The following is a 23,069-nucleotide window of genomic DNA, read 5'->3' as shown; positions in this document are numbered from 1 at the left end:
TTCCGTTATCTAGGGGATTTTATTGATATTATTTAATTTCTAACGTATATGGCTGTGTACTTGCTTGGCCATAATATTCACTAACTTCAATATAGTATTTACCTGCATCCAGTTCAATTGTACCTACCTCAGCATCTCCAGCTCCGTAAAGATCTAAAGTTTTGACTGTTTTTCCGTTTGCATCTATCACTCGAATCACACCATCTAGTGCTTTTTCTGTTTGAAGTGAGAAGAAGACATCACGTTTTTGGACGTTGTTAAATTCAAAATAATCCTTATCACCAAATGGTATACCCGCATTTAAATAGTGAGTAGCTATCCATTTGTCGTCTTCTTTCTTCAGGGCTAATGGTTTGGTTGGTACACCATTCACTAATTGGGAATCTGCATCTTCGTCTGCTCGTTTATGGTCGAACATCGTCAATGTGTAGGGCTGAATGGACAGTTGGCCAAGCCCTGTGCTATTGACTTGAATAAAGTAACCTCGATCCTTTTTAGCCTTAAAGGATGTATTTACGTCTGTCGTTCCTACCATGCCAAGGAGTATCTCAAGAATATTATCGCTCAGTCCAAATGGAATAGCGGTCTCCATTTCTTTCGGATCAATTTTCATATTACCATTTGTATCTTCAATAATCGATCCTGCAAATTTCAAGTCCTTCTGTAACTCTTTTGGTAATTGATTTAATTGTTCATTGGTAAATGGAACAGAGGAAATTAATAAACTCATAATTTCATCATTACCGTCTTGCTTATAATAGTAGTAATCCTCATCGTCTTGGTAAATTAGATGATCTTTATAAGTTGTACCTGGTTGAATTTTTAGAGCTTTTGCTTCTTCATAATTATCAGGATTATAATCTTTTGGAATATCACCGATTTTACTTGTTTTCAACGTATATGGCTCAATAGAACGTTCCCCAGCATTTACAACGGCTACTACATATGTTTTGTCCTTTTTCAATGCCATCACCTTTGCATCGTTTTCATTACCGGCTGAGCCAAGAAGCAATGAAAGTAAACCCAAATCATTGGTTAAGGACGAAACAGGAATTAGTTCATTTGCTTTTTCATCGTATTCAAAGACAGTACCAGCAGGCATTTGGCCAGCACCTTTGTTAAAGCTAAAACTATAAAGGGCATCTTCCTTTGTTTTAAATAAGAAGTAGTCCTCATCATATTCTGTTTGGAAATAAGCTTTTTGATCCTCACCAATGTTGAAGCGAATAGCTTGCTTAATAATCGGATCAACATTTTCTAAATTGTCCGTTGTAAAGGAATTCATGAGCATACTCATCATGCCTTCAATTTCATTCCGCTTTTTTGTTGTACTTGACGTTATTGGTAATTGGTCGACAGAGATATTTTCATCGTACATGCCTTCCTCTAAAGGTAGTCCATCCTCATCGGGTGGGAGCGTAACAACCTCACCTTTTAATGTGTATGGAATCATAGACTCACTGACTGTTTCCTCTTTTTCAATGCCACCACTGAAAAACATCTCCATAGAAAACTCGCTATTACTTTCATTAGATACACTTAAAATGTATTCTTGATCTGGTACTGCATCGATGATCATGCTAACTGCTTCACCTTTAGCTGCACCGTAAGAACTTTGAATAGGGAAGGCTTCCTCTTCTTCATTTTCCTCTTTTTTAGCTTGCTTCACCTCTTCTGGTGGGATCGGATTGAAATCCTCTTTTAAGTAAAGATCCATAGATGCAGTAACACCTGGAATTCCAGATAAATCAAACTTCAATGTTGTTGGTTTTGTTACTGAAAACGTAAAATAATCTTGATCCTTTTGTTGATCTTTCGACAGTAGGGTATAGTTTTTACCTGCCGTATTATATGGGAACTTTTTAATAGGCTGCATGGAAGACTTATTTAAAGTATCAATTGGCAAATTCGAGTTTTTCGCAGTTTGTGCTGTAAAGATATAAGTAGATTTGCCTTTTAAGCTATAACTACCATTATGATCTTTCACACCAATTAACAGCGTTCCTTTTTGGTCTGCTTTAAAGAGGTGACCTTCTTTTTTTCCTACACGAACATCATTAACTTTAATAGGCTCTACTTCACCTTGTTCATTAGTAGGGTAAAAGTATAAATCAAAGGCATAGTCGTATTGATCAGCGCCTTTCAATGTTAGCTGAGCATACTCATTTGCCTCTAGCTCAACCTTGTACCATTTTTTCTCGTCTTGCTGTTCGAAAACACCTTGTTCAATATTTAATGTATTTTTAGCAAGAACTTTGGCATTTTTGATACGCTCTTCTTTAGATTCAGAATAATGTTTAGGTAATTTATTTAAATCGAACTGTAAGGCTTTCACTGGATCGACAAGCCCATGACCATAAGTAAGGTCATAACCCTTTTTACCTAAATCTTGTGCTGTTATTTCAAGAATTGCTTCAATTTCATGTGGCTTTAAATTCGGATGCTTTGATTTAAGTAGGGAGACGATGCCTGCCACCACGGGAGATGCCATGGAAGTACCACTAAACTTAACAAAAGATGATCCTTTTTTTTCATCGTGTACAGTGCTGTAGATGTCTTCGCCAGGAGCCACGACATCGACAGAGGGACCATAATTCGAATAGCTTGATAGTTTATTACGATCATTCGTGGAACCAACACTAATTACGCCTTCATAGGAAGCAGGGAAGGAATATTCATCCGTAGACTCATTTCCAGCCGCTGCGACAATCGTAATGCCACTATCAATAGCTTTTTGAACAGCATCCTGCATAAGGGGGGATTCACCATAGCCTCCTAAACTCATATTAATGACATCAACACCCTGCTCAATGGCGTACAGAATACCTTGTGCAATGATAAAATCATTTGCTCCTTCTTTTCCGTTAAAGACATCAATAGGTAGTAGCTTCGCTTGTGGATTAATTCCATGTCCACCAATTCCATTGTCTTTAGCTGCGGCAATAATCCCAGCAACATGTGTTCCATGATCACCTGGATAAGAGGTATTTGCCGGTGCAGCTGCATTATAAGGTGTGAGTACTTGAGATTTTAGATCGGGATGTTTAAAATCAACACCAGAATCGATAACAGCTACTGTTACGTCATGTTCCCCAGCTAATGCTAGTGCCTGATCCATTTGCAAGAGGTTTAGATGATACATATCTTGTTTCTTTGGGTCAGTTTCTTTGTTGAAAGAATGATAGACATAACTTGGGGATACACTTGTAATCCTTTGCTGCTTTAAATAGTAAGAGACGGCTTTTTCTATGGATACACCTTTGTTAAGTTGAATCACATCATAGCCTAATGAAGGAATGGAGCGGATGACCTTAGATCCAATTTTTTTATGTACGTTTTTATCAAGACCAGAATGCTTGATAATAATCGTATCCTTACTCATCCATTTGTCTTCATTTGTAAGATTCTTACCTGCATGTTGTGAATTGCTTGCTACTACATTCTTCGCACTTTGTTGTGGTGTCTCCTCAGCAAAAGCTGAAGCGACAGGAACCATTAATGCAGCGGATGCTACGACAGCGACTGATTTTTTTAACCAACTTTTCAATTGTATCTCTCCTTGATGTTCTATAATATGTCTCGACTATACTAATACGGTTAAACGTTAGAAAAGTTTCGCAAATGAGGAAAAATTTTCTCAGTAATTTAAAAAAGGACTGTCCGTTACTTTTTATGGATGATACCATTACGCCTCTACATATAGCTGTTCAATCAATTGCAGTAAGTCATGCTTAGAGCGAGGAACTGAAATATTTTCTTGCCATAATTTCTTTTTTTGTAGAGCCAAAGCCATGTCAAATACCCATGGTCGTTCAAGATGTGCCCGTTTTAGCAATTCTTCTTCATAAAATAAGGCGACAGGGTCACCATTATAAATAATTTTTCCTGCCTCCATAACAATGATTTGATCGGCCCATTCATAGGCAAGGGCAATGTCGTGAGTCGCAAGGATAATCGTTCTTTCATGGTCTTCTACTTTGGCTAAGTATTGAAAAACTTGTGTAGCGTAATAGCTATCAAGACCCGCCGTTGGTTCATCTAATAAAAGGACAGTCGGTTCCATCGCTAATACACCTGCCATGGCCACACGCTTTTTCTGCCCTACGCTTAAAAAGTGAATGGGTTTATCTAGTAGCTCAGTCACTTCAGTTTGTGCAACAGCCCATGCTATTTTTTCTTCAATTTTTTCCGTAGACCATCCTAGATTCATTGGACCATAAGCTATATCTTGCTTAACAGTCCCTGAAAAAAGCTGATTATCAGCATCTTGAAAGACGATTCCAACCTGTTGGCGGAGAGCCTTTAATGCCTTTCTAGTATATTGAAGCTTTTCCCCATCAAATGAAATGGTCCCAGCTGTTGGTTTCAAAATACCATTAAGGTGCTGAAATAAAGTGGATTTTCCTGCTCCATTATGACCGAGTATAGCGATTTTTTTCCCTTTTGGAATGTTTAATGTAATATCTGTCAAAGCCTTCGTACCATCTGCATAGGCATACGACAAGTTGTTAAGTTTAAAATAAAATGCTGTCATGAGAAGTACCCTCCATATATGATGAGGAATAAAAAAATAGCCGTCATGCCAAGCCAGTTTTTTTTGCTATAGGCGCCCGTTTCATGCCAATAAACAGTTTCACCACCACGGGCCTGCATGGCATGATTAAGCTCTCGACTGCGCTGAAACATTTCAATAAACAACGCGGCAATTAGCATGGATACTGAACGTAACCATTGCATGGGTGAGTGGTAGCCAAGCCGGGCTTGCTGGGCCAAATGAATTTTTTGCATGCTTTCTAAAAAAATAAAAATAAAACGATAGGTGAGTTCTACTAGCTCAACTAATAAAGTAGGGAGCCGCCATTGTCGGAGCACATAACATATTCCTTGTACTGATGTCGTTAAAATTAAAAAATATAAGCAACTTATACTGCCAAGTACAATAAAGAATAGTTGCTGGGCGGTAGCGATACTGGCTCTCCCAATAAAAATTGTCCAGTTCATATACGTAAATGCCCCCATATGGGCTGGTAATGTATGCGCTGCTGGCGCTATCGAAATAATGATGGATAAGAGACTTGTGAATAAGAAAAAACCAGGTAGTAATAATAGCTTCGCATAATAGTTTAGTGGAATTTTCGCGCCCCAAATGATAAAAGCACTCATTACAAAAAATGTAATGAGTGAAAGTCGTTCATCTCTCATAATAAGCGTGAATAAAAGTAGTCCTAATGAAAATATCATTTTTTCTAGCGGATGAACGAACGCTAGCTTATTGAGATACGCATACTTATCAATGAGTAACATAATCCTTAACCTTCTTTATGCTTGCCACGCATATAGCCAATAAAGTAGCCGATAAAACCAGCACCAATAGCTGCTTGTAGCACGAATAATAAGCTTTCAATTTCACCACTAGGTGGTTCCCACACACTATCAAACCATGGCTCATATTCTGCATTGATTTCCCCAATGGCTGCTTCTGCTTCACCGTCGGCTCCTCCAAATTCTGCTCCTTTTTGGACGAAAAGAGGGATAATGGCCAATAGCACCACGATGGCTAAAAGTAATAAATTTCGTTTCATATTAGTGCGCCTCCTTTGTAGAGAAAACACGTAAAGATTTTAATTCGCTAATATTATATTTTTTCAAGAAGTTCATGACAATAACTGTTAATAGTCCTTCACTCACAGCTAATGGGATTTGTGTTAAGGCAAAAATACTTGCGAACTTTGTAAAGGAAGCCATAAAGCCTCCAACTTCAGATGGGAAGGCTAGTGCTAATTGAACGGAAGTCACCACATATGTACCTAAATCCCCAAGCATAGCCGCAAAGAAAACAGCTAATGAAAACGATAACCCCATTTGTTGCGCCCCTTTAAATACAAAGTAGGCGATAAACGGGCCTACGATAGCCATCGAAAAAGCATTAGCCCCTAATGTTGTGATCCCACCATGTGCTAAAAGTAAAGATTGGAATAATAAAACAATTGTCCCGATGACACTCATCGCTAACGGTCCAAATAATACTGTCCCGAGACCTACTCCTGTTGGATGTGAGCAGCTCCCTGTAACTGAAGGGATTTTTAAGGCTGATAGGACAAAGGCAAACGCACCGGACAGCCCCAGAATCATTTTTGTTTCAGGGTTTTCTTCAATTGTTTTACGAATAGAGCGCAATCCTAAAATAATAAATGGGATGGAGATTGCCCACCAAAAAATAGCCCATTCGATTGGTAAAAACCCTTCCATGATATGCATGGCGAAGGCACGCTTTGGCACCATTAAAAAAGCCAATAGAAAATAACTAAATTTCCACCAAGACAGCTTCAATTTTCTTCCTCCAAACTGTAAATAGATTTTTAGAATGTAGCGTGCGTAATAAAAAAGCACTTTTCCGTTGTTGGAAAAGTGCATAGCTAAAAAAGCAAATAACATTTTCATCTGCTAAGCCGCACACCTATCCTCGTAGGCTGAAACGATCACTTATTTTCGGCAGGTCTCCTGGCTCTAGTTCAACACTTTATAGGTCTTCCCATCTATTGGACAGTGACATGTTCTATAAAGCTCCCTATTACAGTGGCGGGACCGCGCCGGACTTAAACCGGCTTCCCTTTTAAGCAAAATGACGAGCATTTTACACCAAAAAATAGTAAGTTGTGAGATTTCACGACAAAGTGTATCACGAATTTCCATAAATATGCTATACTTTTTTTATAAAAAATTAAAAATAGAATATCAATGTCGAAAATTCTGATAACTAACGTTTTTTAGGATTAAAGAAGGCAAATTCAATTTTTTAATAGCTTTCAACCCTCCTATGAAATTGATAAATTTGTCATGATTTTTTAAAGAAATATTGAAATTTTAAAATAATAAGATATGATTAAGACAGTTTTCTATTATATATACGATTAAAAATTTCATATAAAACGTCGATAAGTGCTCGAAGAACTCGAGATAATAGGGAAATTGGTGAAAGTCCAATACAGCCCCCGCTACTGTAATAGCTGATGAAATCGCAATGCCACCTGTGCAAACTAGGGAAGGTGCGACAGTAAAATGAAGCTTAAGTCAGGAAACCTGCTTATCAGATTGTGCATGCAAACTTTTCGGAGGGAGAAGTTGAAGCAAAAGCGAGGATCTGTCTTTCAATCTATTCGTTTTTATTTGGCTTCTACAAACCTTTACTCTTCGGCAGAGTAAAGGTTTTTTCTTTTTTCCAAAAGCAAATGAGGGGAGATATAAGATGACAACGTGGAATTTAGAGGGGATGAAAACACATCTCTTTATTTGCAATGGCAGTAGCTGTATGAACAAGGGTGGGGAGGAAATTACCCAAGCTATACGAGATGAAATACAGCGTAACGCACTAGATAAAGAAATACATACGACAAGAACGCGCTGTAATGGACGATGCAAGGATGCTTGTGTTGTAATTGCTTACCCTCAGGGGAATTGGTATCGTGTACCATCAACGGAGCATGCTAGAACACTTGTACAGGATTTGCATCATGAATCCTTATATAACGATCATGTTTTTACACTTCGAGAAGGGACATTACAGCGAACAGCGCAAACGACAGCCATTAAAGGGATTGAAAAGGTGAAAGAGGGGTAAAAACATGGCGCAAAAAGGGAAAATTTTCGTAGTAGGCTTTGGGCCTGGAGACTTTAAGCATATTACGACACGTGCAGTAGAGGCTTTACAACAAAGTGATATGATCATAGGCTATAAAACCTATGTTGAGCTGATTCAAGATTTAGTCAGCGCAAAATCCATTGTCAGTACAGGTATGACAGAGGAAGTGTCACGTGCTCAGGAGGCCGTTCGTCAAGCAGAGGCAGGAAGTATTGTTTCGGTCATTTCGAGTGGAGATGCGGGCGTTTATGGTATGGCGGGATTAGTGTATGAAGTATTAATTGAGCTAGGCTGGACAGAGGCAACTGGTATTGAAGTGGAGATTGTCCCAGGTATTTCAGCTATCAATTCATGTGCTAGTTTACTTGGTGCACCCATTATGCATGATGCTTGTACCATTAGTTTGAGTGACCATCTTACGCCATGGAATTTAATTGCGAAGCGTGTGGAAGCCGCAGCTATGGCCGATTTTGTTATTGCTTTATACAATCCTAAAAGTGGTCGCCGTACAAGACAAATTGTCGAAGCGCAACGAATTCTTTTAGAATATCGTTCTCCTGACACACCAGTAGGGCTTGTAAAAAGTGCCTATCGAGAACGTCAGGAAGTGACGATGACGACATTGGCAAAAATGTTGGAACATGATATTGGTATGCTGACAACGGTTATTATCGGAAACTCATCTACGTTCTTCTATGATAATAAAATGATTACACCGCGTGGCTACCAACGTAAATATACACTTGGCGAGGAAAAACAGCCATTACGTCCACATCAACGCTTACGGGAAGAAAATGAGCCATGGGCGATGAATCAAGAGACAGGAACAGCACGAAATGACTTTGCGGCAGACCCTAATGCAGGGAGAATGAATAAACCCAGTATAGCCGTTATGCCAAAGCCGCAAAAAACAGCACTTGAAATGGCTACAGCTGCGCTTGCAATGGTAAAGGGAACAAGTGCTATCAAGGCTACGCCAAAGCTTGTACAACAAAAAATAGAATCAATTTTTGAATTGGCAGTGAGCCCTGGCGTGGCCAATAAATTTTTCACACCACAGCAAATGATGACGTTAGCAGAGGTCGTAGGAGAAGAAGGATCAATGGAATATACACCAGATCATCAAATCCATTTAAAAATACCTACAACAACGCCTGAACGTATCACTGAGAAATTACAGGAAGTAGGCTTTTTATTAGCACCAATTGGTGATGTGTTGTCGTTGAAGGCTTGTGATTTTTGCTACGGTGAAAAAGCAGATTCCATTCCGTATGCGGAGGAAATTCAAGAAAAGCTTGGTGGTATTTCATTACCGAAAACGTTAAATATTGGCTTCAATGGCTGTGGGATGGCTTGTTATCGAGCCGTGTTTGATGATATTGGGATTGTTTATCGCAAAAGTAAATTTGATGTCTTTATTGGGGCGAAGCCAGTCGGACGTACGGCTCATGCAGCACAGCCTGTTGTAGAAGGTTTGGAGCCTGATCAATTAATCCCTTTAATTACAGATATTATCGAAGAATATAAAGCCAATGCGCATCCAAACGAACGTCTATTTAAATACTTCAAGCGGGTGAAAAAGATATTGCATTTTACGTATCAAGATATGTCTTCCAAAATAAAAATAGAGCCAGCTCCGTGCGGCGACTAGTGAGGAGAAAAGAGATGAAAGCTATATTATTTGTTGGCCATGGCAGCCGTTTAGCAGCAGGAAATGATGAGGTGCGTACATTTATCGAGCAAATGAAATCTCGCATTGAAGAACAATATTTAGTGGAAACATGTTTCCTTGAATTTGCTTCTCCTAATATTGAAGAAGGTATTACAAACTGTGTGAAAAAGGGTGCTTCAGAGGTACATGTCATCCCGATTATTTTACTTCATGCAGGTCATTCCAAGCTACATATTCCAGCAGAAATCGAGCATGCTCGTGAGCATTATCCGAATATCACATTCACATATGGTCAAACAATTGGCATTCATGAAGAAATATTTGCGATATTACAAGATCGTTTAGTTGAAATTGGATTTGATACTGAACAAGAACAGGAAGACACAGCCATTTTATTAATTGCTCGAGGAGGCAGTGATCCTTATGCAAATGGAGATTTCTATAAAATTACACGATTGCTATGGGAAAAACTACCTGTTAAATACGTAGAAAGTGCCTTTATGGGCGTAACGGACCCACGTGTTGAGGAAGGCATTGAACGCTGCGTCAAACTAGGTGCTAAAAAAATTATTATGCTTCCTTATTTTTTATTCACAGGTATTTTAATGGAGCGTATGCATGTTATGTGTGAGAAATTCAATGAGCAATTTCCAACAAGTGAGATTCAAATTGCCAACTACTTTGGCTACCATGAACGTTTACAAAATGTTCTATTAGAACGTATTGAGCAAGCGGTGAATGGTACATCAACAGGTATGAAGGATCTTGAAGATTATCGGGCTTACGCCGCTATTCATGGGCATGCACATCACCATCACCATCATGATCACGACCATCATGACCATCATGACCATAATCACCACCACGATCATGATCATGGACACGATCATCACCATCATCATGAAGAGGAGCCAGTAAAATGATTTTCATGTTAGCAGGGACGAGTGATGCAAGGAATTTAGGCCTTGAACTGCAAAGGACGGGACATGCTGTAACTGCCACCGTTGTGACGGAATCGGCAGCTTCTAGTCTTGCTGACGCTGGCTTACCTCATTTAATAGGGCGACTTACAGCGGAAGAAATGGCGACTATTATATCGGAACAAGGCTTTCAATTGGTCGTAGATGCCTCTCATCCATTTGCAGAAGAGGCATCGAAAAATGCCATGGCAGCAGCTGAAAAAGCGCAAGTGCCTTATATTCGCTATGAACGTGCTCATGAACATTATGCACACCCACTTATTACAGTCGTGAAGGATTATGAGGAAGCAGCTCAGCTAGCAGCAGAAAAGCGTGGTGTCATTATGCTGACAACAGGTAGTAAAACGCTTGCTACATTTACGAAAGTTTTACAAGGCCTAGAAAATACAAGAGTCATTGCTCGTATGCTCCCACGACTTGACAATATGGAAAAATGTGAGGCGCTCGGTGTGGCACAGCGAGATATTGTAGCCATTCAAGGCCCATTTTCAAAGGAATTAAATGAAGCATTATTCCGTCAATATGGAGTGACCTTAATGATTACCAAAGAGAGCGGCAAAGTCGGCTCAGTAGACGAGAAGCTAGAGGCAGCCCTTGCTTGTTCTATAGAAACAATTCTTATTGCAAGACCCAATATTAAATATGGCCAGCAATATTCCACTTTTGAAGAAGTGTTACAGGCTGTACAACATACACTTTAGGAGGCAATAACAATGGATTTTAAAACAGATTTCAAACCATTAACAGTAGACCCAGATAAAATTTACGATTACAGTTTCTCGATTATCGCGGAGGAAATGGGGGAGCATGACTTTTCAGAGGATGAATGGAAGGTTGTGCGCCGTATTATCCATGCATCTGCTGACTTTGAGCTAGGTCGTAGCGTTATTATTACACCAGGAGCACTTGAAGCAGGTGTTAAGTCAATTCTGGCAGGGCGTCATGTAATTGCGGATGTGCAAATGATTGAAAGTGGTTCTGGTAAAAAACGTTTCCAAAAACATGGTGGCGATTTACATTGCTATATTGCGGATGAGGATGTATCTGTAGAAGCGAAAAAGCAAAATACAACGCGTGCCATTATATCGATGCAAAAAGCCTCAAAATTGCATGAAGGCGGTATTTATGCTATTGGTAATGCCCCAACTGCATTACTAGAATTGATTCGTTTAATTAAGGAAGGCTTAGCAAAACCAGATTTAATTATTGGTATGCCTGTAGGTTTCGTGTCTGCTGCTGAATCGAAAGAGGAGCTGCTAAAACTTGAAGGTATTCCGTACATTACAAATGTTGGTCGTAAAGGCGGTAGTACAGTGACGGTTGCCGCATTAAATGCCATTTCACTTTTAGCGGATGAACAGGCGAAAAAATAATGGAGCGGAAGCCAAAAAAGGATCCTAAGGACATGCGTCACGGTTATACAACAGGAGCCTGTGCAACTGCAGTAACAAAGGCAGCTTTACTCGCCCTTATTACAAATGAAGAGCAAGAAACAAGCACGATTCATTTGCCAATAGGTAGGGATGCGACCTTTACCATTGAAAAATGCCTATTTGAAAACAATGCCGTCAGCTGTGAAACGATTAAAGATGCTGGTGATGACCCAGATGCCACACATCAGGCACTCATCGTCGGTACTGTGAGCTGGGCAGAGACACCAGGTATTCATTTAGATGGAGGGATTGGAGTCGGGCGTGTCACAAAGCCCGGCTTACCAGTGCCTGTTGGAGAGGCAGCCATTAACCCTGTCCCACGGAAAATGATTCACAGCACTGTTCAAGGTGTATTGGACGAATTTCAAATTACACGAGGGGTTAACGTAGTGATTTCCGTACCTAAGGGTGAGGAGATTGCGAAAAAAACGTTAAATGGTCGTCTTGGTATACTTGGAGGCATCTCTATTTTAGGCACAAGGGGAACCGTCGTGCCTTTTTCAAGTTCTGCGTATATGGCTAGTATTGTACAGGCCATTAGCGTCGCTAAAGAGGCTGGCTGTCAGCATTTAGTAGTGACAACAGGTGGTCGCAGTGAAAAATTTGGGATGAAACAATACCCCCATTTACCGGAAGAAGCTTTTGTTGAAATGGGTGATTTTGTTGGCTTTACTTTAAAGCATTGTAAGCGACTCGGTATTAAACAAGTGTCCCTTGTCGGGATGATGGGGAAATTTTCAAAGGTGGCACAAGGGGTAATGATGGTGCATTCCAAAAGTGCTCCGATTGATTTTAACTTTTTAGCACAACTTGCAGAAGATGTAGGGGCAGATGCAGACACAATAACCGAAATACGAGAGGCCAACACAGCGTCGCAAGTCGGTGAAATTATGATGGAAAAAGGATATGAATCATTTTTCCATCGTTTGTGTGAGGCCTGCTGCTATTCCTCCATTCATCATATAAAGGGCGGTTTAACGCTTTCCACATCGATTTATTCGATGCAGGGACAATTATTAGGAAGGGCTGATGACATTGCATCGATCGATGAAATTAATTGGGATCGGGGATAACGGATTAGCAAGCTTGTTCCCACAATATCGCCAGTGGATTGAAGACTGTGAGGTACTTGTAGGTGGTGAGCGCGTGCTTGATTTTTTCCCACATTTTACAGGGGAAAAAATCATGATCAAAGGAGGTCTTTCAGCACTTGTTGAGAGATTGTCAGAGGAAACAAGAAATACGATTATTCTCGCATCAGGAGATCCATTGTTTTACGGCGTGGGAGGCTATTTAGCGAAAAAGCTAGATTTGGAGGTTTATCCATATATGAGCTCCGTACAGCTAGCCTTCGCGAAAATGGGAGAAAGCTGGCAGGATGCTTATGTCACAAGTATTCATGGACGACCTATGAAAGGCTTGGCACAGCGCATCGATGGGAAAAAGAAAATAGCTCTATTAACAGATGCTGAAAATAGCCCAAATGCGCTCGCACGTTATTTAAAGCATTTTGGTATGACCGAATATCGTGCATTTGTAGCCGAAAATCTACAAGGTGAAGATGAAAAATATGATTGGTATTCGCTAGATGAAATGGAGACTGCACATTTTTCCCCTTTAAACGTAGTTATTTTACAACAATCTGTTAAACCAAAACGCTACACACTCGGTATTGATGATGAAGAGTTTTCACAACGAAAACCAGATAAAGGACTCATTACTAAGAAAGAAATTCGTGTCTTAAGCTTACAGGCGATGCAACTTCAACAGGATAGTGTTATTTGGGATATTGGTACATGTACAGGATCTATGGCCATTGAAGCGGGTAAGCTTGCACCTGAGGGGCAAGTATACGCCGTTGAAAAAAATGCACCTGATTTAGAAAATTGTCTACACAATCAGCAAAAATTCCGTGTGGATATAACAGCAATTCATAGTAAAGCTCCGGAGGGGCTCGATCATTTCCCAGACCCTGATGCCATTTTTATCGGTGGAACTGGTGGTGAAATGGTCGAATTACTACAATTGTGCTGTAACCGCTTAAAACCAAATGGTCGCATTGTTTTAAATGCAGCGACAATTGAAAATTTATATAAAGCAGTGGAAGCGTTTAAGGCTTGTGATTTTGCGGTTGATATTTTACAGGCACAGCTTGCGCGTAGCAAACCGATCTTAGATATGACACGCTTTGTGCCATTAAATCCAATATATATTATTTCGGCTTATCGAAAGGAAGAAAATCATGACTAATTTAGGTGTTTTATATGGCTTGGGCGTCGGTCCTGGCGATCCAGAATTAATTACAGTGAAGGCGTTTCGTGTGATTCAAGAGTCACCTGTTATTGCTTATCCCAAAAAACTGAGAGGTAGTAAGAGCTATGCCCATCGTATTGTAGACGTTTATATTAATCCAGAGGAAAAAGATATGCTTGGTCTTGTATTTCCTATGACGAAGGATGAAGCTGTCCTTGAGCGTGAATGGACAAAGTCAGTCGAGCTTGTATATGAAAAATTACAGGAGGGCAAGGATGTAGCCTTCGTTACAGAAGGTGATCCGTTATTATATAGCACGTTTATCCATATGATGAAGTTAATGCAGGACATGCATCCTGATGTAGAAATTCGTACGGTTCCGGGGATATCCTCATTTAATGGCTCCGCTTCTCGACTTGGCATTGCATTAGCTGATGGTGATGACCGTGTCGCGATCATTCCTGCCTATGATGATTATGAGGCAATGCGTGAAGCTATTGAAAGTCATGATGCTGTGGTCTTTATTAAAGTAGCAAAAGTAATTGATTTAATGCTACAGGTACTTCGTGATTTAGATTTACTGGATCAAGCATCTGTTGTGACAAAGGTAACATCTGACGAAGAAGTCATTTGGGATGTACGCGAGTTGGATGGTGTCGATTTAGAATATTTAACATTAATGGTGGTGCGTAAATAATGAAGAAGATCTATATAGTCGGCGCGGGTCCTGGTGATCCAGATTTAATTACAGTTAAAGGCTTACATATGCTACAAACAGCAGACGTTGTGATGTATACAGATTCATTAGTGAGTGAAGATCTCATTGCGAAAGCTCGACCAGATGCGGAAATTATTCGAACAGCTGGTATGCATTTAGAGGAAATGGTCGCTGTGATGGCTGATCGGGTTCATGCTGGGAAAATAGTAGCTCGCATGCATACAGGTGATCCGGCCATGTATGGAGCGATTATGGAACAAGTAGCACTCTTAAAAAAGCAAGATATTGGCTACGAAGTTATTCCAGGGGTTAGCTCTGTTTTTGCTTCAGCAGCGGCAATTGGGGCTGAGCTAACGATTCCTGATTTAACACAAACTTTAATTTTAACTCGTGCTGAAGGGCGTACCCCTGTACCCGAATTTGAAAAATTACGTGATTTAGCAAGCCATCATTGTACAATTGCTCTATTCTTAAGTGCGACGCTCACAAAGAAAATTGTCAAAGAACTACAAAGTGCTGGTTGGGCTGATGACACACCGGTAGCGGTGATTCAACGTGCTTCTTGGCCAGATCAAAAAATTGTTCGTACGACATTAATCGAATTGGATGAAGCAATGCGCGTGAATGGCATCCGTAAGCATGCGATGATTCTAGCAGGCTGGGCGCTAGACCCTGATATTCATGATAAGGATCAATATCGCTCGAAATTATATGATGCAACCTTTACACACGGCTTTAGAAAAGGTGTGAAGACAAGTGATTGAGTTACAAGAGGGGATATTACCAGAAGTTGATCAGCGCCATGCATATGCGGTTGTAGCGATTACAAAGCACGGTGTTCAAATAGGACGTCGACTCCAACAAACGTTTGCAGCAAGTGATTTGTATTATATGAGTAAATTTGAACAGGGCGATGAGGAGGAAAAACATATTCAACTGTTTACCGGAACAGTGCGTTTGCTTTTGCCGACTTTATTTAAACAATACAAAGGTTTGATTTTAATTATTTCTTTAGGTGCAGTTGTACGAATGATCGCACCCATTTTAAAGGATAAAAAGACTGATCCGGGTGTTGTAGTTATTGATGATCGAGGCGAAAACGTAATAAGTGTCTTGTCAGGGCATCTTGGCGGTGCCAATGAACTAACACATGAGGTAGCGGCAGCTCTTGGTGCCAATCCTATTATTACAACAGCCTCCGATGTGCAAAAGACTATTCCTGTCGATCTATTTGGTGCACGCTTTGGCTGGGTTTGGGATAGTGCCGATAAATTAACGCCTGTCAGTGCTTCTGTCGTCAATGAGGAACATGTGGCTATTGTACAGGAAACTGGTGAACGGGATTGGTGGATGCGTGATACCCCAATGCCAGAGCAAATTAAAATTTATCCATCTACACTGGCGGCCATAGAGGCTAAACCTCATGCAACATTATTAATAACGGACCGTATAATTGAACGAGAAGAAGAGGTTTTGCTTGAAAATGGTGTCATTTATCGACCAAAATCAATTATTCTAGGCATGGGCTGTAATCGTGGTACATCTATTGAGGAGATTGAACAAGTCATTGATGAAACCTTGGCAGAGCTTAAGCTTTCGAAAAAAAGTGTGAAGGCACTTTGTACAATCGATCTGAAGAAAGATGAGCAATGCTTCCTAGATATTACAAAAAAATATGATTGGGAGTTCGTTACCTATTCACCGACAGAATTAAACGAAATTGAATTCCCATCACCTTCAGAAACCGTCTTTAAATATACAGGGGCATATGGTGTCAGTGAACCTGCAGCTATGCGTTATGCTCAAGTCAAATCACTCATCTTAGAAAAGAAAAAATCAGGTAATGCTACGATTTCAGTTGCTAGATACCTGTTTTAAGGAGGAAGTCCATGCAAACAAATCGCTTTGTACTAGCTGGGACAGGCAGTGGTGTAGGTAAAACTACTTTTACTATTGGTCTGATGAAGGCTCTACAAAATAAAGGGAAAGTCGTGCAGGGCTTTAAATGTGGACCTGATTATATCGATCCAACCTATCATACGGCCGTAACAGGTAGAGTATCACGCAATATTGATAGTTGGATGTTTTCGCATGAAGCAGTATGTGATATTGTAGCTCGCGCCAGTAGGGACGCAGACGTCTCTATTATCGAGGGTGTCATGGGCTTTTATGATGGTAAAAGTCCATTATCAGATGCTGGCTCTGCCGCAGATATTAGTGTAGTAACTGAAAGTCCAGTTATTTTAATCGTTAATTGTGCAAGTATGGCTAGAAGTGTTGCGGCAGTTGTCAAAGGATTTCAATTATTATCAGATAAACCAAATATCGTTGGTGTAATAGCAAATCAAGTTGGTAGTGTTGGCCATTATGAAATTGCCAAGGCTGCTATTGAACAAGAATGTGGGATTCCTGTAATCGGCTACTTAAAGCGCGAGGAAGGGATTGATATTCCAAGTCGTCATTTAGGATTAGTCCCTGCTATTGAAAGAGGAGAACTTCATTCATTTTTTGACAAGCTAGGAGACCTAATGGCTGAGACGATTGACTTAGAGCAATTACTCGACATAACAAAGGCACCTGTACTTAAGGAGTCAGGCAAATTATTTACAGAGGAGCCTACACAAAATATTTGTCTCGCTGTAGCAAAAGATGCGGCATTTAATTTTTATTATGAAGAAAATTTGGCGTTACTACGGGCGAAAGGTGCGACATTACAATTTTTCTCACCACTTGCCAATGAGCCAGTACCAGCAGAGGCGGATGGCTTATATATAGGGGGTGGCTTTCCTGAAGAGTTTGCGCAGACACTTGCGGCAAATACGATGGCCAAACAATCTATACGTGAAGCCATCAACAAAGGTTTACCGACATTGGCTGAATGTGGGGGCTTTATGTATTTAACAGAAGCTATTACAGATAGTCATGGGGAGCGTTATGGCATGATAGGTGTAATCCCAGGAGAAGTAGCGATGCAAAAAAAACTAGCAGCGCTTGGCTATCGTGAAATTTTTGGTACGGCAGGTAATTTCTTAATCGGTTCAGAGGAACAAGCAAAGGGACATGAATTCCACTATTCCCAATACAGTGGCTCCCATCACACACCGGCCTACGAAACGATTGGACGCTTTGGCAAAAAGCAAGAAGGCTATCAAGTAGGGAATTTGGTGGCTGGTTATACGCATTTTCATTTTGTATCAAACCCAAAGCTAGTTGACAATTGGTTAACAGCTTGCAAGAAGGTGAAGAATATTGACTAATTATTTTCCTATTCATATTAATCTAGAATATAAAACGGTTGTAATCGTAGGGGGTGGTCACGTAGCTACACAAAAGGTGGCATCCCTTTTACCAGCGAAGGCGAATATTGTCATTGTTAGTCCGGCCTTACATGAAGATTTACAGCCACTAGCCGAATTGGGGCAAATTACTTGGAAACAAAAAGAGTTTGAACCACGTGATTTGGATGATGCAATCCTTATTATTGCTGCCACTAATGTGACGGCAGTTAACGAAGCCGTGCAAGAGGCCGCACAGCATTGGCAATTAATTAATCGAACAGATAGACAAAGTGAAAGTGATTTTACTACCCCAGCGACAGTTCGTCGTGGTCCCTTCGTGTTAACTGTTTCGACATCAGGAGCAAGTCCCGGGCTAGCTCGTAAAATTAAAGCAGAGTTAGAGGATCAATTTGATGATGCCTATGAGGATTACGTATGCTTTTTGCAGCAAGCTCGTTTAATGGTTGCTGCCAAGTTTGATAAAGGCCCACAAAGACGTGCGGCATTACAGGCCTTGCTAGAGCCAAACATCCTTGAATGGACACGTCAAGGTGAGATGGATAGACGTGAAGCTTATTTACAACAACTATTGATGGGAGAAAAGCAATGAAGGATGGAATAGTTTATATCGTTGGCGCAGGACCTGGAGATCCAAAGCTCATTACGGTCTATGGTCTGGAATGTATCCAAAAGGCTGATATTATTGCGTATGACCGTCTTGTGAATCCAGCATTGCTAGACTTCGCAAAAAAGGATGCGGAGCTCGTTTATTGTGGGAAATTACCAGGAAAGCACCACCTCATTCAGGATGAAATTAATGCATTACTTGTGGAGAAGGCGCAGCAAGGAAAAATTGTCACACGTCTTAAAGGTGGCGATCCCTTTGTCTTTGGCCGTGGTGCAGAAGAGGCTGAAATCTTAAAAAATCATGGCATTGCCTATGAAATTGTGCCAGGTATAACAGCAGGGATTGCTGCTCCTGCTTATGCGGGGATTCCTGTGACACATAGAGACTTTGCCACTAGCTTTGCCCTCGTGACTGGGCATGGTCGAGAAGAAAAAGGACAGGATTTTTTGAATTGGCCAGCATTAGCAACAGGCATTGATACTGTCGCTTTTTATATGAGCGTTGGCAATATTGCCTACATAGCTCGAAAACTTATCGACAATGGACGTAAAGCCACAACACCTGTAGCGGTTATTGAATGGGGAACAACTGCTCAACAACGAACGATAACAGGGCAACTAGATGAAATTGCGAACATTATTGAACGGGAAGGATATCATAATCCTTCCATGATTGTAGTTGGTGAAGTCGTCAATGTACGTGAAAAAATTCAATGGTTTGAAGAGCAGGGACTTGCTTTTTCATAATCATCACATTGAGAGAACAGAAGGAGGAAGCAATATGACAGTTATCGAAGCACTAAAAAAGCGTCGAGCTATTCGAAATTACACAACACAGCTAGTAGAAAAAGAGAAAATTGAGCAAATTTTACAAGCAGCTACATTTGCCCCTAATGACAGAATGAGAGAGCCTTGGCATTTCTACGTCATTCAAGGTGAATCAATGGAGCGTTATGAGGCAATGGCGAGTGCTTATTTACAGGAACGCTTCCCAACAAAGCCGAATTTAGTGGAAAGCTCATTAAAGGTTGTACAAACAACCCCTGTCGCGATAGTTGTGACAGCAGATGTTGTGGAGGGTGATATCGATGCGACAGAGGACAATGTTTTTGCTGTTTGCAGTGCCATTATGTCCATGTGGCTAACAGCCGAGGAGCTAGGTCTTGGCTTTGTTTGGCGTACACGTGGTGTTGGGCTTGTTCATGATCCGCGCATGCATTCGTTTATCGGTGCAAGTGAAGCCCAGAAAGTGGTAGGGACGATTTTTATCGGTTATCCAGAAGAACAGGAGCTTAACGACAAGAAGCGTACACCATTTGAAGAAAAAACAACTTGGCTGTAAGGAGGCTAACAGCATGGCAAAAAAAGGCTTGTTTTTAGTATATACAGGCGAAGGAAAGGGCAAGACGACAGCCTCTCTAGGTGTTACATTACGTGCGGTTGGTCGTGGGTTAAATGTGCGCTATATGCAATTTATTAAATCACCTGAGCGTACGTACGGAGAGCAAATTGCCTTGCGTAAGCTAGGAGTGGAAATGGAACAAATGGGCATTGGCTTCACTTGGACCAAAACACCTGAGGAGCATCGTGTAGCCCTAGCAAAGGCATGGAAAAAAACGAAGGCCGCTCTACAGGATGACAGCATTGATTTATTAGTGCTAGATGAGCTAAACAATGCATTAGCTATAAGTAAGTTTCCAATTGATGATGTTCTTCCACTGGCAGAAGTTATCGAAGCAATTCAGCAACGTCCATCGACTATGCATCTAGTGGTGACAGGCCGAAGTGCCAATCCTGCGTTGCTAGCAATGGCTGATTTAGTTTCTACGATTGATGCTACTAAACATTATTATGATGAAGGTATTCCAGCTGTGAAGGGGCTTGAATTTTAAAGCAGCTTCACCTTCAGGGTGGATGAATTACTCTGAGTTAGGTGAGCAACGCATGTTGGATAAGTGTGATTACTACCAGAACGAAGGCAAATAATCGTGTCTCGAGGAACAGAAATATGACAGCGTGACACCAATAATGACGGAGGAAAAATGATTATGCCAGCAAAATCGATCATGATTCAAGGAACAGCTTCCGATGTTGGAAAAAGTATGATTTGTACGGCGTTGTGTCGTATATTTTCGGATGATGGCTTTAAAGTTGTCCCCTTTAAATCGCAAAATATGGCGCTTAATTCATTTGTAACAAAAGACGGTGGGGAAATTGGTCGTGCACAAGGAGTACAGGCTGAAGCTGCTCGTGTTGTTGCGACAACTGATATGAACCCAATTTTGCTCAAGCCAAAGCAAGATATGATGTCTGAGGTCATCGTCCACGGAAAGCATTTTTTAAATATGGATGCCAAAACATATCGCAATAATTTTGTCCAGGAAGCGATGCCCATTGTCGAAAAATCAGTTCGTACGCTTCAAAATACATATGATGTCATTGTCTTAGAGGGGGCAGGAAGCCCAGCAGAGATTAACTTAAAGGATCGTGATATTGCAAATATGCGAATGGCACATTTAGCAGATGCAGCGGTTGTTCTTGTTGCCGATATTGATCGTGGTGGGGTTTTTGCTTCGATTGTTGGTACTCTGGCATTGCTAGATGAGGCGGAGCGGGCACGAGTAAAAGGACTAATCATTAATAAATTTAGAGGTATGCGTGAGTTATTGGATGATGGTTTGGCATGGGTGGAGCAAGAAACAGGTATTCCAGTGCTAGGTGTTGTGCCTTATTTAGAGGTCAATATTGAAGCGGAAGATTCACTTGCTTTATCATCATTACGCTTTAAAAAGCCAAAACCAGGGGAATTTGCTGTGGATGTGGCGATGATTCGTTTACCCCGTATTTCAAACTTCACAGATGTCGATCCATTTTTTGATGAGCCTGAAGTGGGGGTTCGATTAATTGGAAAAGTTCATGAACTCGGTACGCCAGATTTGCTCATACTTCCAGGAACGAAAAGCACAATGGATGATTTAGCCTGGTTAAAGGCAAATGGCTTCGATCAAGCTATTGCCCGATTAAGGGAGCAAGGCACTAAAATTATTGGAATATGTGGTGGTTTTCAAATGCTTGGTGAGACGCTATTAGATCCAGAAGCAGTGGAGGGCAATGGTGAATCTGCTTACGGTCTTGGTTTATTGCCAATGGAAACTATTTTTGTAGGCAATAAAAAAACGGTGCAAATGACGGGCACAAGAGGACAGGATCTATTGACGGGCTATGAAATTCATCTAGGACGAACAAAAATTTTACGTGATGAGGTTACACCGTTTTTGCAGCTTGAAGATGGTCGACAGGATGGCGCTGTAAGTCAAGATGAGCAGGTGATTGGCACGTATTTCCATGGTTTATTCCATAATCGTACGTATACCCGTCAGCTTATCAATGACATCCGTGTAAAAAAAGGATTAGCTGCCTTACCTCGTGAGGTAAAAAGTGATGCTGAACGAAGAGAAGATGCTTACAATATGTTAGCCAGTCACGTACGAGCAAATCTTGATATGAAAAAAATATATGAATTATTATCAATAGAGGTATCTGTATGACAAGAAAAGGACCATTAGCCATTAATTTCGAAGCATTATGGCAAGAGGGTATGAAAGACTGGCATGGACATATGCCTGAGCGAATGGTGAATGATCAGCTAGAAGAGCAATTTTGGGCTCAATCTGTTGCGCGAAAAAATATGGGGCAAACGGATCCGTATGCTGCACGCATTTTTCAGGAGCTTCAAAAAAGTATTGAACCCCAACATTCTGTATTAGAAATTGGACCTGGCTGGGGAAATTACACCTTTCCTTTAGCAGATAGAGTAAACAAGCTCACATGTGTGGATAGCTCCGAAAGTATGTTGCAGTACTTACAGCAGTGCATGCCTCATCAGGAGCACGTTTCCTATGTCCATGCAAAATGGGAGCGTTTAGAAAAAGATGAGATTGAGCCACATGATATCGTTTTAGGCGTCAACTGTTTTTATCGTATGTATGAAATTAAAGCTGCTTTAGCGCATATGAATCGACTCGCAACGAAACGTGCCATTATTGGGATGACGACAGGGCCTATTCAGCCACACTATGAACGATTATATGAAAAGTACGGCTATACGATCAAATTCCCCCGAAGAGATTATATAGAGTTTTTAAATCTACTATACGAAATGGATATTTATGCTGATTGTCAAATCATTCCTTTAGAACGTGTCTATGCTTATGAAAGCTATGAACAGCTAGTGACGACTCAAAGTAAAAAAATATTAAATACAGATTTTCAACAAGCACACATTGAGGAATCGCTGCAACCTTTTATTGAAGAAAAAGATGGACGCTATTATTATCGTCATGATTTTCATGCAGCCCTTGTTTCTTGGCAACCAAAATAAACGACAAAACCTTTGGAGAAAGCTTTACCAAAGGTTTTTCTTATGAGGTCCAATAAGGTACAATAAAACGATAAAACATGAAGTGAGG

General features: G+C 40.6%; 22 protein-coding genes and 2 riboswitches. Of the genes, 17 read left to right on the top strand and 5 right to left on the bottom strand.

Going from position 1 to position 23,069, the window contains the following annotated elements:
• Positions 1-28: 28 nt before the first annotated feature.
• The 5 genes from KVT27_RS11355 to KVT27_RS11335 form a co-directional block, all read right to left on the bottom strand.
• The gene (locus tag KVT27_RS11355) at positions 29-3,547 is read right to left on the bottom strand and encodes a S8 family peptidase (protein WP_217581306.1); all 3,519 of its coding nucleotides are present in this window, start codon (positions 3,545-3,547) and stop codon (positions 29-31) included.
• A 138-nt stretch (positions 3,548-3,685) separates the two neighbouring features.
• Positions 3,686-4,534 (bottom strand): energy-coupling factor ABC transporter ATP-binding protein, encoded by an 849-nt coding sequence (locus KVT27_RS11350; RefSeq protein WP_150907203.1) that lies wholly within the window; start codon positions 4,532-4,534, stop codon positions 3,686-3,688.
• Complete coding sequence (gene cbiQ / locus KVT27_RS11345) at positions 4,531-5,304, bottom strand: cobalt ECF transporter T component CbiQ (RefSeq protein ID WP_036126833.1); 774 nt, start codon at positions 5,302-5,304, stop codon at positions 4,531-4,533. Before cbiQ ends, KVT27_RS11350 begins: the two co-directional genes overlap by 4 nt.
• Before the next feature lie 5 nt (positions 5,305-5,309).
• The gene (locus tag KVT27_RS11340; protein WP_217581305.1) at positions 5,310-5,582 is read right to left on the bottom strand and encodes an energy-coupling factor ABC transporter substrate-binding protein; all 273 of its coding nucleotides are present in this window, start codon (positions 5,580-5,582) and stop codon (positions 5,310-5,312) included.
• A 1-nt stretch (position 5,583) separates the two neighbouring features.
• Complete coding sequence (locus KVT27_RS11335; RefSeq protein ID WP_150907204.1) at positions 5,584-6,330, bottom strand: energy-coupling factor ABC transporter permease; 747 nt, start codon at positions 6,328-6,330, stop codon at positions 5,584-5,586.
• A gap of 144 nt (positions 6,331-6,474) precedes the next feature.
• A riboswitch (cobalamin riboswitch) is annotated at positions 6,475-6,659 on the bottom strand.
• 261 nt (positions 6,660-6,920) lie between these two features.
• Positions 6,921-7,102: riboswitch (cobalamin riboswitch) on the top strand.
• Positions 7,103-7,246: 144 nt separating this feature from the next.
• On the opposite strand from KVT27_RS11335, the gene KVT27_RS11330 reads away from it, so the two are divergent.
• The 17 genes from KVT27_RS11330 to KVT27_RS11250 all read left to right on the top strand — a co-directional run bounded on the left by KVT27_RS11330 (position 7,247) and on the right by KVT27_RS11250 (position 22,981).
• Complete coding sequence (locus KVT27_RS11330; protein ID WP_036126829.1) at positions 7,247-7,618, top strand: (2Fe-2S) ferredoxin domain-containing protein; 372 nt, start codon at positions 7,247-7,249, stop codon at positions 7,616-7,618.
• Positions 7,619-7,622: 4 nt separating this feature from the next.
• Complete coding sequence (gene cobJ / locus KVT27_RS11325; RefSeq protein WP_217581304.1) at positions 7,623-9,290, top strand: precorrin-3B C(17)-methyltransferase; 1,668 nt, start codon at positions 7,623-7,625, stop codon at positions 9,288-9,290.
• 14 nt (positions 9,291-9,304) lie between these two features.
• Positions 9,305-10,234 (top strand): sirohydrochlorin chelatase, encoded by a 930-nt coding sequence (locus KVT27_RS11320; protein ID WP_217581303.1) that lies wholly within the window; start codon positions 9,305-9,307, stop codon positions 10,232-10,234.
• Positions 10,231-10,992 (top strand): precorrin-6A reductase, encoded by a 762-nt coding sequence (cobK, locus tag KVT27_RS11315; protein ID WP_150907207.1) that lies wholly within the window; start codon positions 10,231-10,233, stop codon positions 10,990-10,992. The genes KVT27_RS11320 and cobK overlap by 4 nt, the downstream gene beginning before the upstream one ends.
• A gap of 12 nt (positions 10,993-11,004) precedes the next feature.
• Entirely contained in the window at positions 11,005-11,664 is a 660-nt protein-coding gene (locus KVT27_RS11310; RefSeq protein WP_008178269.1) for a precorrin-8X methylmutase, read from the top strand.
• Positions 11,664-12,797: a cobalt-precorrin-5B (C(1))-methyltransferase gene (locus KVT27_RS11305; protein ID WP_217581302.1), complete on the top strand. Its 1,134-nt coding sequence runs from the start codon at positions 11,664-11,666 to the stop codon at positions 12,795-12,797. The genes KVT27_RS11310 and KVT27_RS11305 overlap by 1 nt, the downstream gene beginning before the upstream one ends.
• Positions 12,754-13,974, top strand: coding sequence for a precorrin-6y C5,15-methyltransferase (decarboxylating) subunit CbiE (cbiE, locus tag KVT27_RS11300; protein WP_217581301.1), 1,221 nt, complete (start codon positions 12,754-12,756; stop codon positions 13,972-13,974). The genes KVT27_RS11305 and cbiE overlap by 44 nt, the downstream gene beginning before the upstream one ends.
• A complete protein-coding gene (cobI, locus tag KVT27_RS11295; RefSeq protein ID WP_036126816.1) occupies positions 13,967-14,674 on the top strand; it encodes a precorrin-2 C(20)-methyltransferase in 708 nt (235 codons plus the stop codon). Before cbiE ends, cobI begins: the two co-directional genes overlap by 8 nt.
• Positions 14,674-15,459 carry a precorrin-4 C(11)-methyltransferase gene (gene cobM / locus KVT27_RS11290; protein ID WP_025116158.1) on the top strand — a complete coding sequence of 262 codons (786 nt, stop codon included), beginning with the start codon at positions 14,674-14,676 and terminating at the stop codon, positions 15,457-15,459. Before cobI ends, cobM begins: the two co-directional genes overlap by 1 nt.
• A complete protein-coding gene (locus KVT27_RS11285) occupies positions 15,452-16,573 on the top strand; it encodes a cobalt-precorrin 5A hydrolase (protein ID WP_036126814.1) in 1,122 nt (373 codons plus the stop codon). Before cobM ends, KVT27_RS11285 begins: the two co-directional genes overlap by 8 nt.
• A gap of 11 nt (positions 16,574-16,584) precedes the next feature.
• A complete protein-coding gene (locus tag KVT27_RS11280; RefSeq protein WP_036126812.1) occupies positions 16,585-17,952 on the top strand; it encodes a cobyrinic acid a,c-diamide synthase CobB in 1,368 nt (455 codons plus the stop codon).
• A complete protein-coding gene (locus tag KVT27_RS11275) occupies positions 17,945-18,583 on the top strand; it encodes a precorrin-2 dehydrogenase/sirohydrochlorin ferrochelatase family protein (RefSeq protein WP_217581300.1) in 639 nt (212 codons plus the stop codon). The genes KVT27_RS11280 and KVT27_RS11275 overlap by 8 nt, the downstream gene beginning before the upstream one ends.
• Positions 18,580-19,347 (top strand): uroporphyrinogen-III C-methyltransferase, encoded by a 768-nt coding sequence (gene cobA / locus KVT27_RS11270; RefSeq protein ID WP_036126806.1) that lies wholly within the window; start codon positions 18,580-18,582, stop codon positions 19,345-19,347. Before KVT27_RS11275 ends, cobA begins: the two co-directional genes overlap by 4 nt.
• A 34-nt stretch (positions 19,348-19,381) precedes the next feature.
• A complete protein-coding gene (locus tag KVT27_RS11265) occupies positions 19,382-19,942 on the top strand; it encodes a nitroreductase family protein (protein WP_217581299.1) in 561 nt (186 codons plus the stop codon).
• Positions 19,943-19,955: 13 nt separating this feature from the next.
• Positions 19,956-20,492, top strand: coding sequence for a cob(I)yrinic acid a,c-diamide adenosyltransferase (locus KVT27_RS11260; protein ID WP_036126802.1), 537 nt, complete (start codon positions 19,956-19,958; stop codon positions 20,490-20,492).
• Positions 20,493-20,648: 156 nt separating this feature from the next.
• Complete coding sequence (locus KVT27_RS11255; protein ID WP_036148937.1) at positions 20,649-22,148, top strand: cobyric acid synthase; 1,500 nt, start codon at positions 20,649-20,651, stop codon at positions 22,146-22,148.
• Positions 22,145-22,981, top strand: a complete 837-nt coding sequence (locus tag KVT27_RS11250) for a class I SAM-dependent methyltransferase (RefSeq protein ID WP_036126796.1) — start codon at positions 22,145-22,147, stop codon at positions 22,979-22,981. The genes KVT27_RS11255 and KVT27_RS11250 overlap by 4 nt, the downstream gene beginning before the upstream one ends.
• Positions 22,982-23,069 lie beyond the last annotated feature (88 nt).

This window comes from Lysinibacillus sp. GbtcB16, assembly GCF_019091145.1.
Lineage (GTDB): Bacteria > Bacillota > Bacilli > Bacillales_A > Planococcaceae > Lysinibacillus > Lysinibacillus fusiformis.
This window is presented reverse-complemented; position numbering and strand designations above follow the sequence as displayed.

What these genes read in the sequence shown, in the direction of transcription:
- KVT27_RS11350 (WP_150907203.1), bottom strand. Translation starts at nt 4,534, where the DNA reads ATGACAGCATTTTATTTTAAACTTAACAACTTGTCGTATGCCTATGCA.
- cbiQ (WP_036126833.1), bottom strand. Translation starts at nt 5,304, where the DNA reads ATGTTACTCATTGATAAGTATGCGTATCTCAATAAGCTAGCGTTCGTT.
- KVT27_RS11340 (WP_217581305.1), bottom strand. Translation starts at nt 5,582, where the DNA reads ATGAAACGAAATTTATTACTTTTAGCCATCGTGGTGCTATTGGCCATT.
- KVT27_RS11330 (WP_036126829.1), top strand. Translation starts at nt 7,247, where the DNA reads ATGACAACGTGGAATTTAGAGGGGATGAAAACACATCTCTTTATTTGC.
- cobJ (WP_217581304.1), top strand. Translation starts at nt 7,623, where the DNA reads ATGGCGCAAAAAGGGAAAATTTTCGTAGTAGGCTTTGGGCCTGGAGAC.
- KVT27_RS11320 (WP_217581303.1), top strand. Translation starts at nt 9,305, where the DNA reads ATGAAAGCTATATTATTTGTTGGCCATGGCAGCCGTTTAGCAGCAGGA.
- cobK (WP_150907207.1), top strand. Translation starts at nt 10,231, where the DNA reads ATGATTTTCATGTTAGCAGGGACGAGTGATGCAAGGAATTTAGGCCTT.
- KVT27_RS11310 (WP_008178269.1), top strand. Translation starts at nt 11,005, where the DNA reads ATGGATTTTAAAACAGATTTCAAACCATTAACAGTAGACCCAGATAAA.
- KVT27_RS11305 (WP_217581302.1), top strand. Translation starts at nt 11,664, where the DNA reads ATGGAGCGGAAGCCAAAAAAGGATCCTAAGGACATGCGTCACGGTTAT.
- cbiE (WP_217581301.1), top strand. Translation starts at nt 12,754, where the DNA reads ATGACATTGCATCGATCGATGAAATTAATTGGGATCGGGGATAACGGA.
- cobI (WP_036126816.1), top strand. Translation starts at nt 13,967, where the DNA reads ATGACTAATTTAGGTGTTTTATATGGCTTGGGCGTCGGTCCTGGCGAT.
- cobM (WP_025116158.1), top strand. Translation starts at nt 14,674, where the DNA reads ATGAAGAAGATCTATATAGTCGGCGCGGGTCCTGGTGATCCAGATTTA.
- KVT27_RS11280 (WP_036126812.1), top strand. Translation starts at nt 16,585, where the DNA reads ATGCAAACAAATCGCTTTGTACTAGCTGGGACAGGCAGTGGTGTAGGT.
- cobA (WP_036126806.1), top strand. Translation starts at nt 18,580, where the DNA reads ATGAAGGATGGAATAGTTTATATCGTTGGCGCAGGACCTGGAGATCCA.
- KVT27_RS11265 (WP_217581299.1), top strand. Translation starts at nt 19,382, where the DNA reads ATGACAGTTATCGAAGCACTAAAAAAGCGTCGAGCTATTCGAAATTAC.
- KVT27_RS11260 (WP_036126802.1), top strand. Translation starts at nt 19,956, where the DNA reads ATGGCAAAAAAAGGCTTGTTTTTAGTATATACAGGCGAAGGAAAGGGC.
- KVT27_RS11255 (WP_036148937.1), top strand. Translation starts at nt 20,649, where the DNA reads ATGCCAGCAAAATCGATCATGATTCAAGGAACAGCTTCCGATGTTGGA.
- KVT27_RS11250 (WP_036126796.1), top strand. Translation starts at nt 22,145, where the DNA reads ATGACAAGAAAAGGACCATTAGCCATTAATTTCGAAGCATTATGGCAA.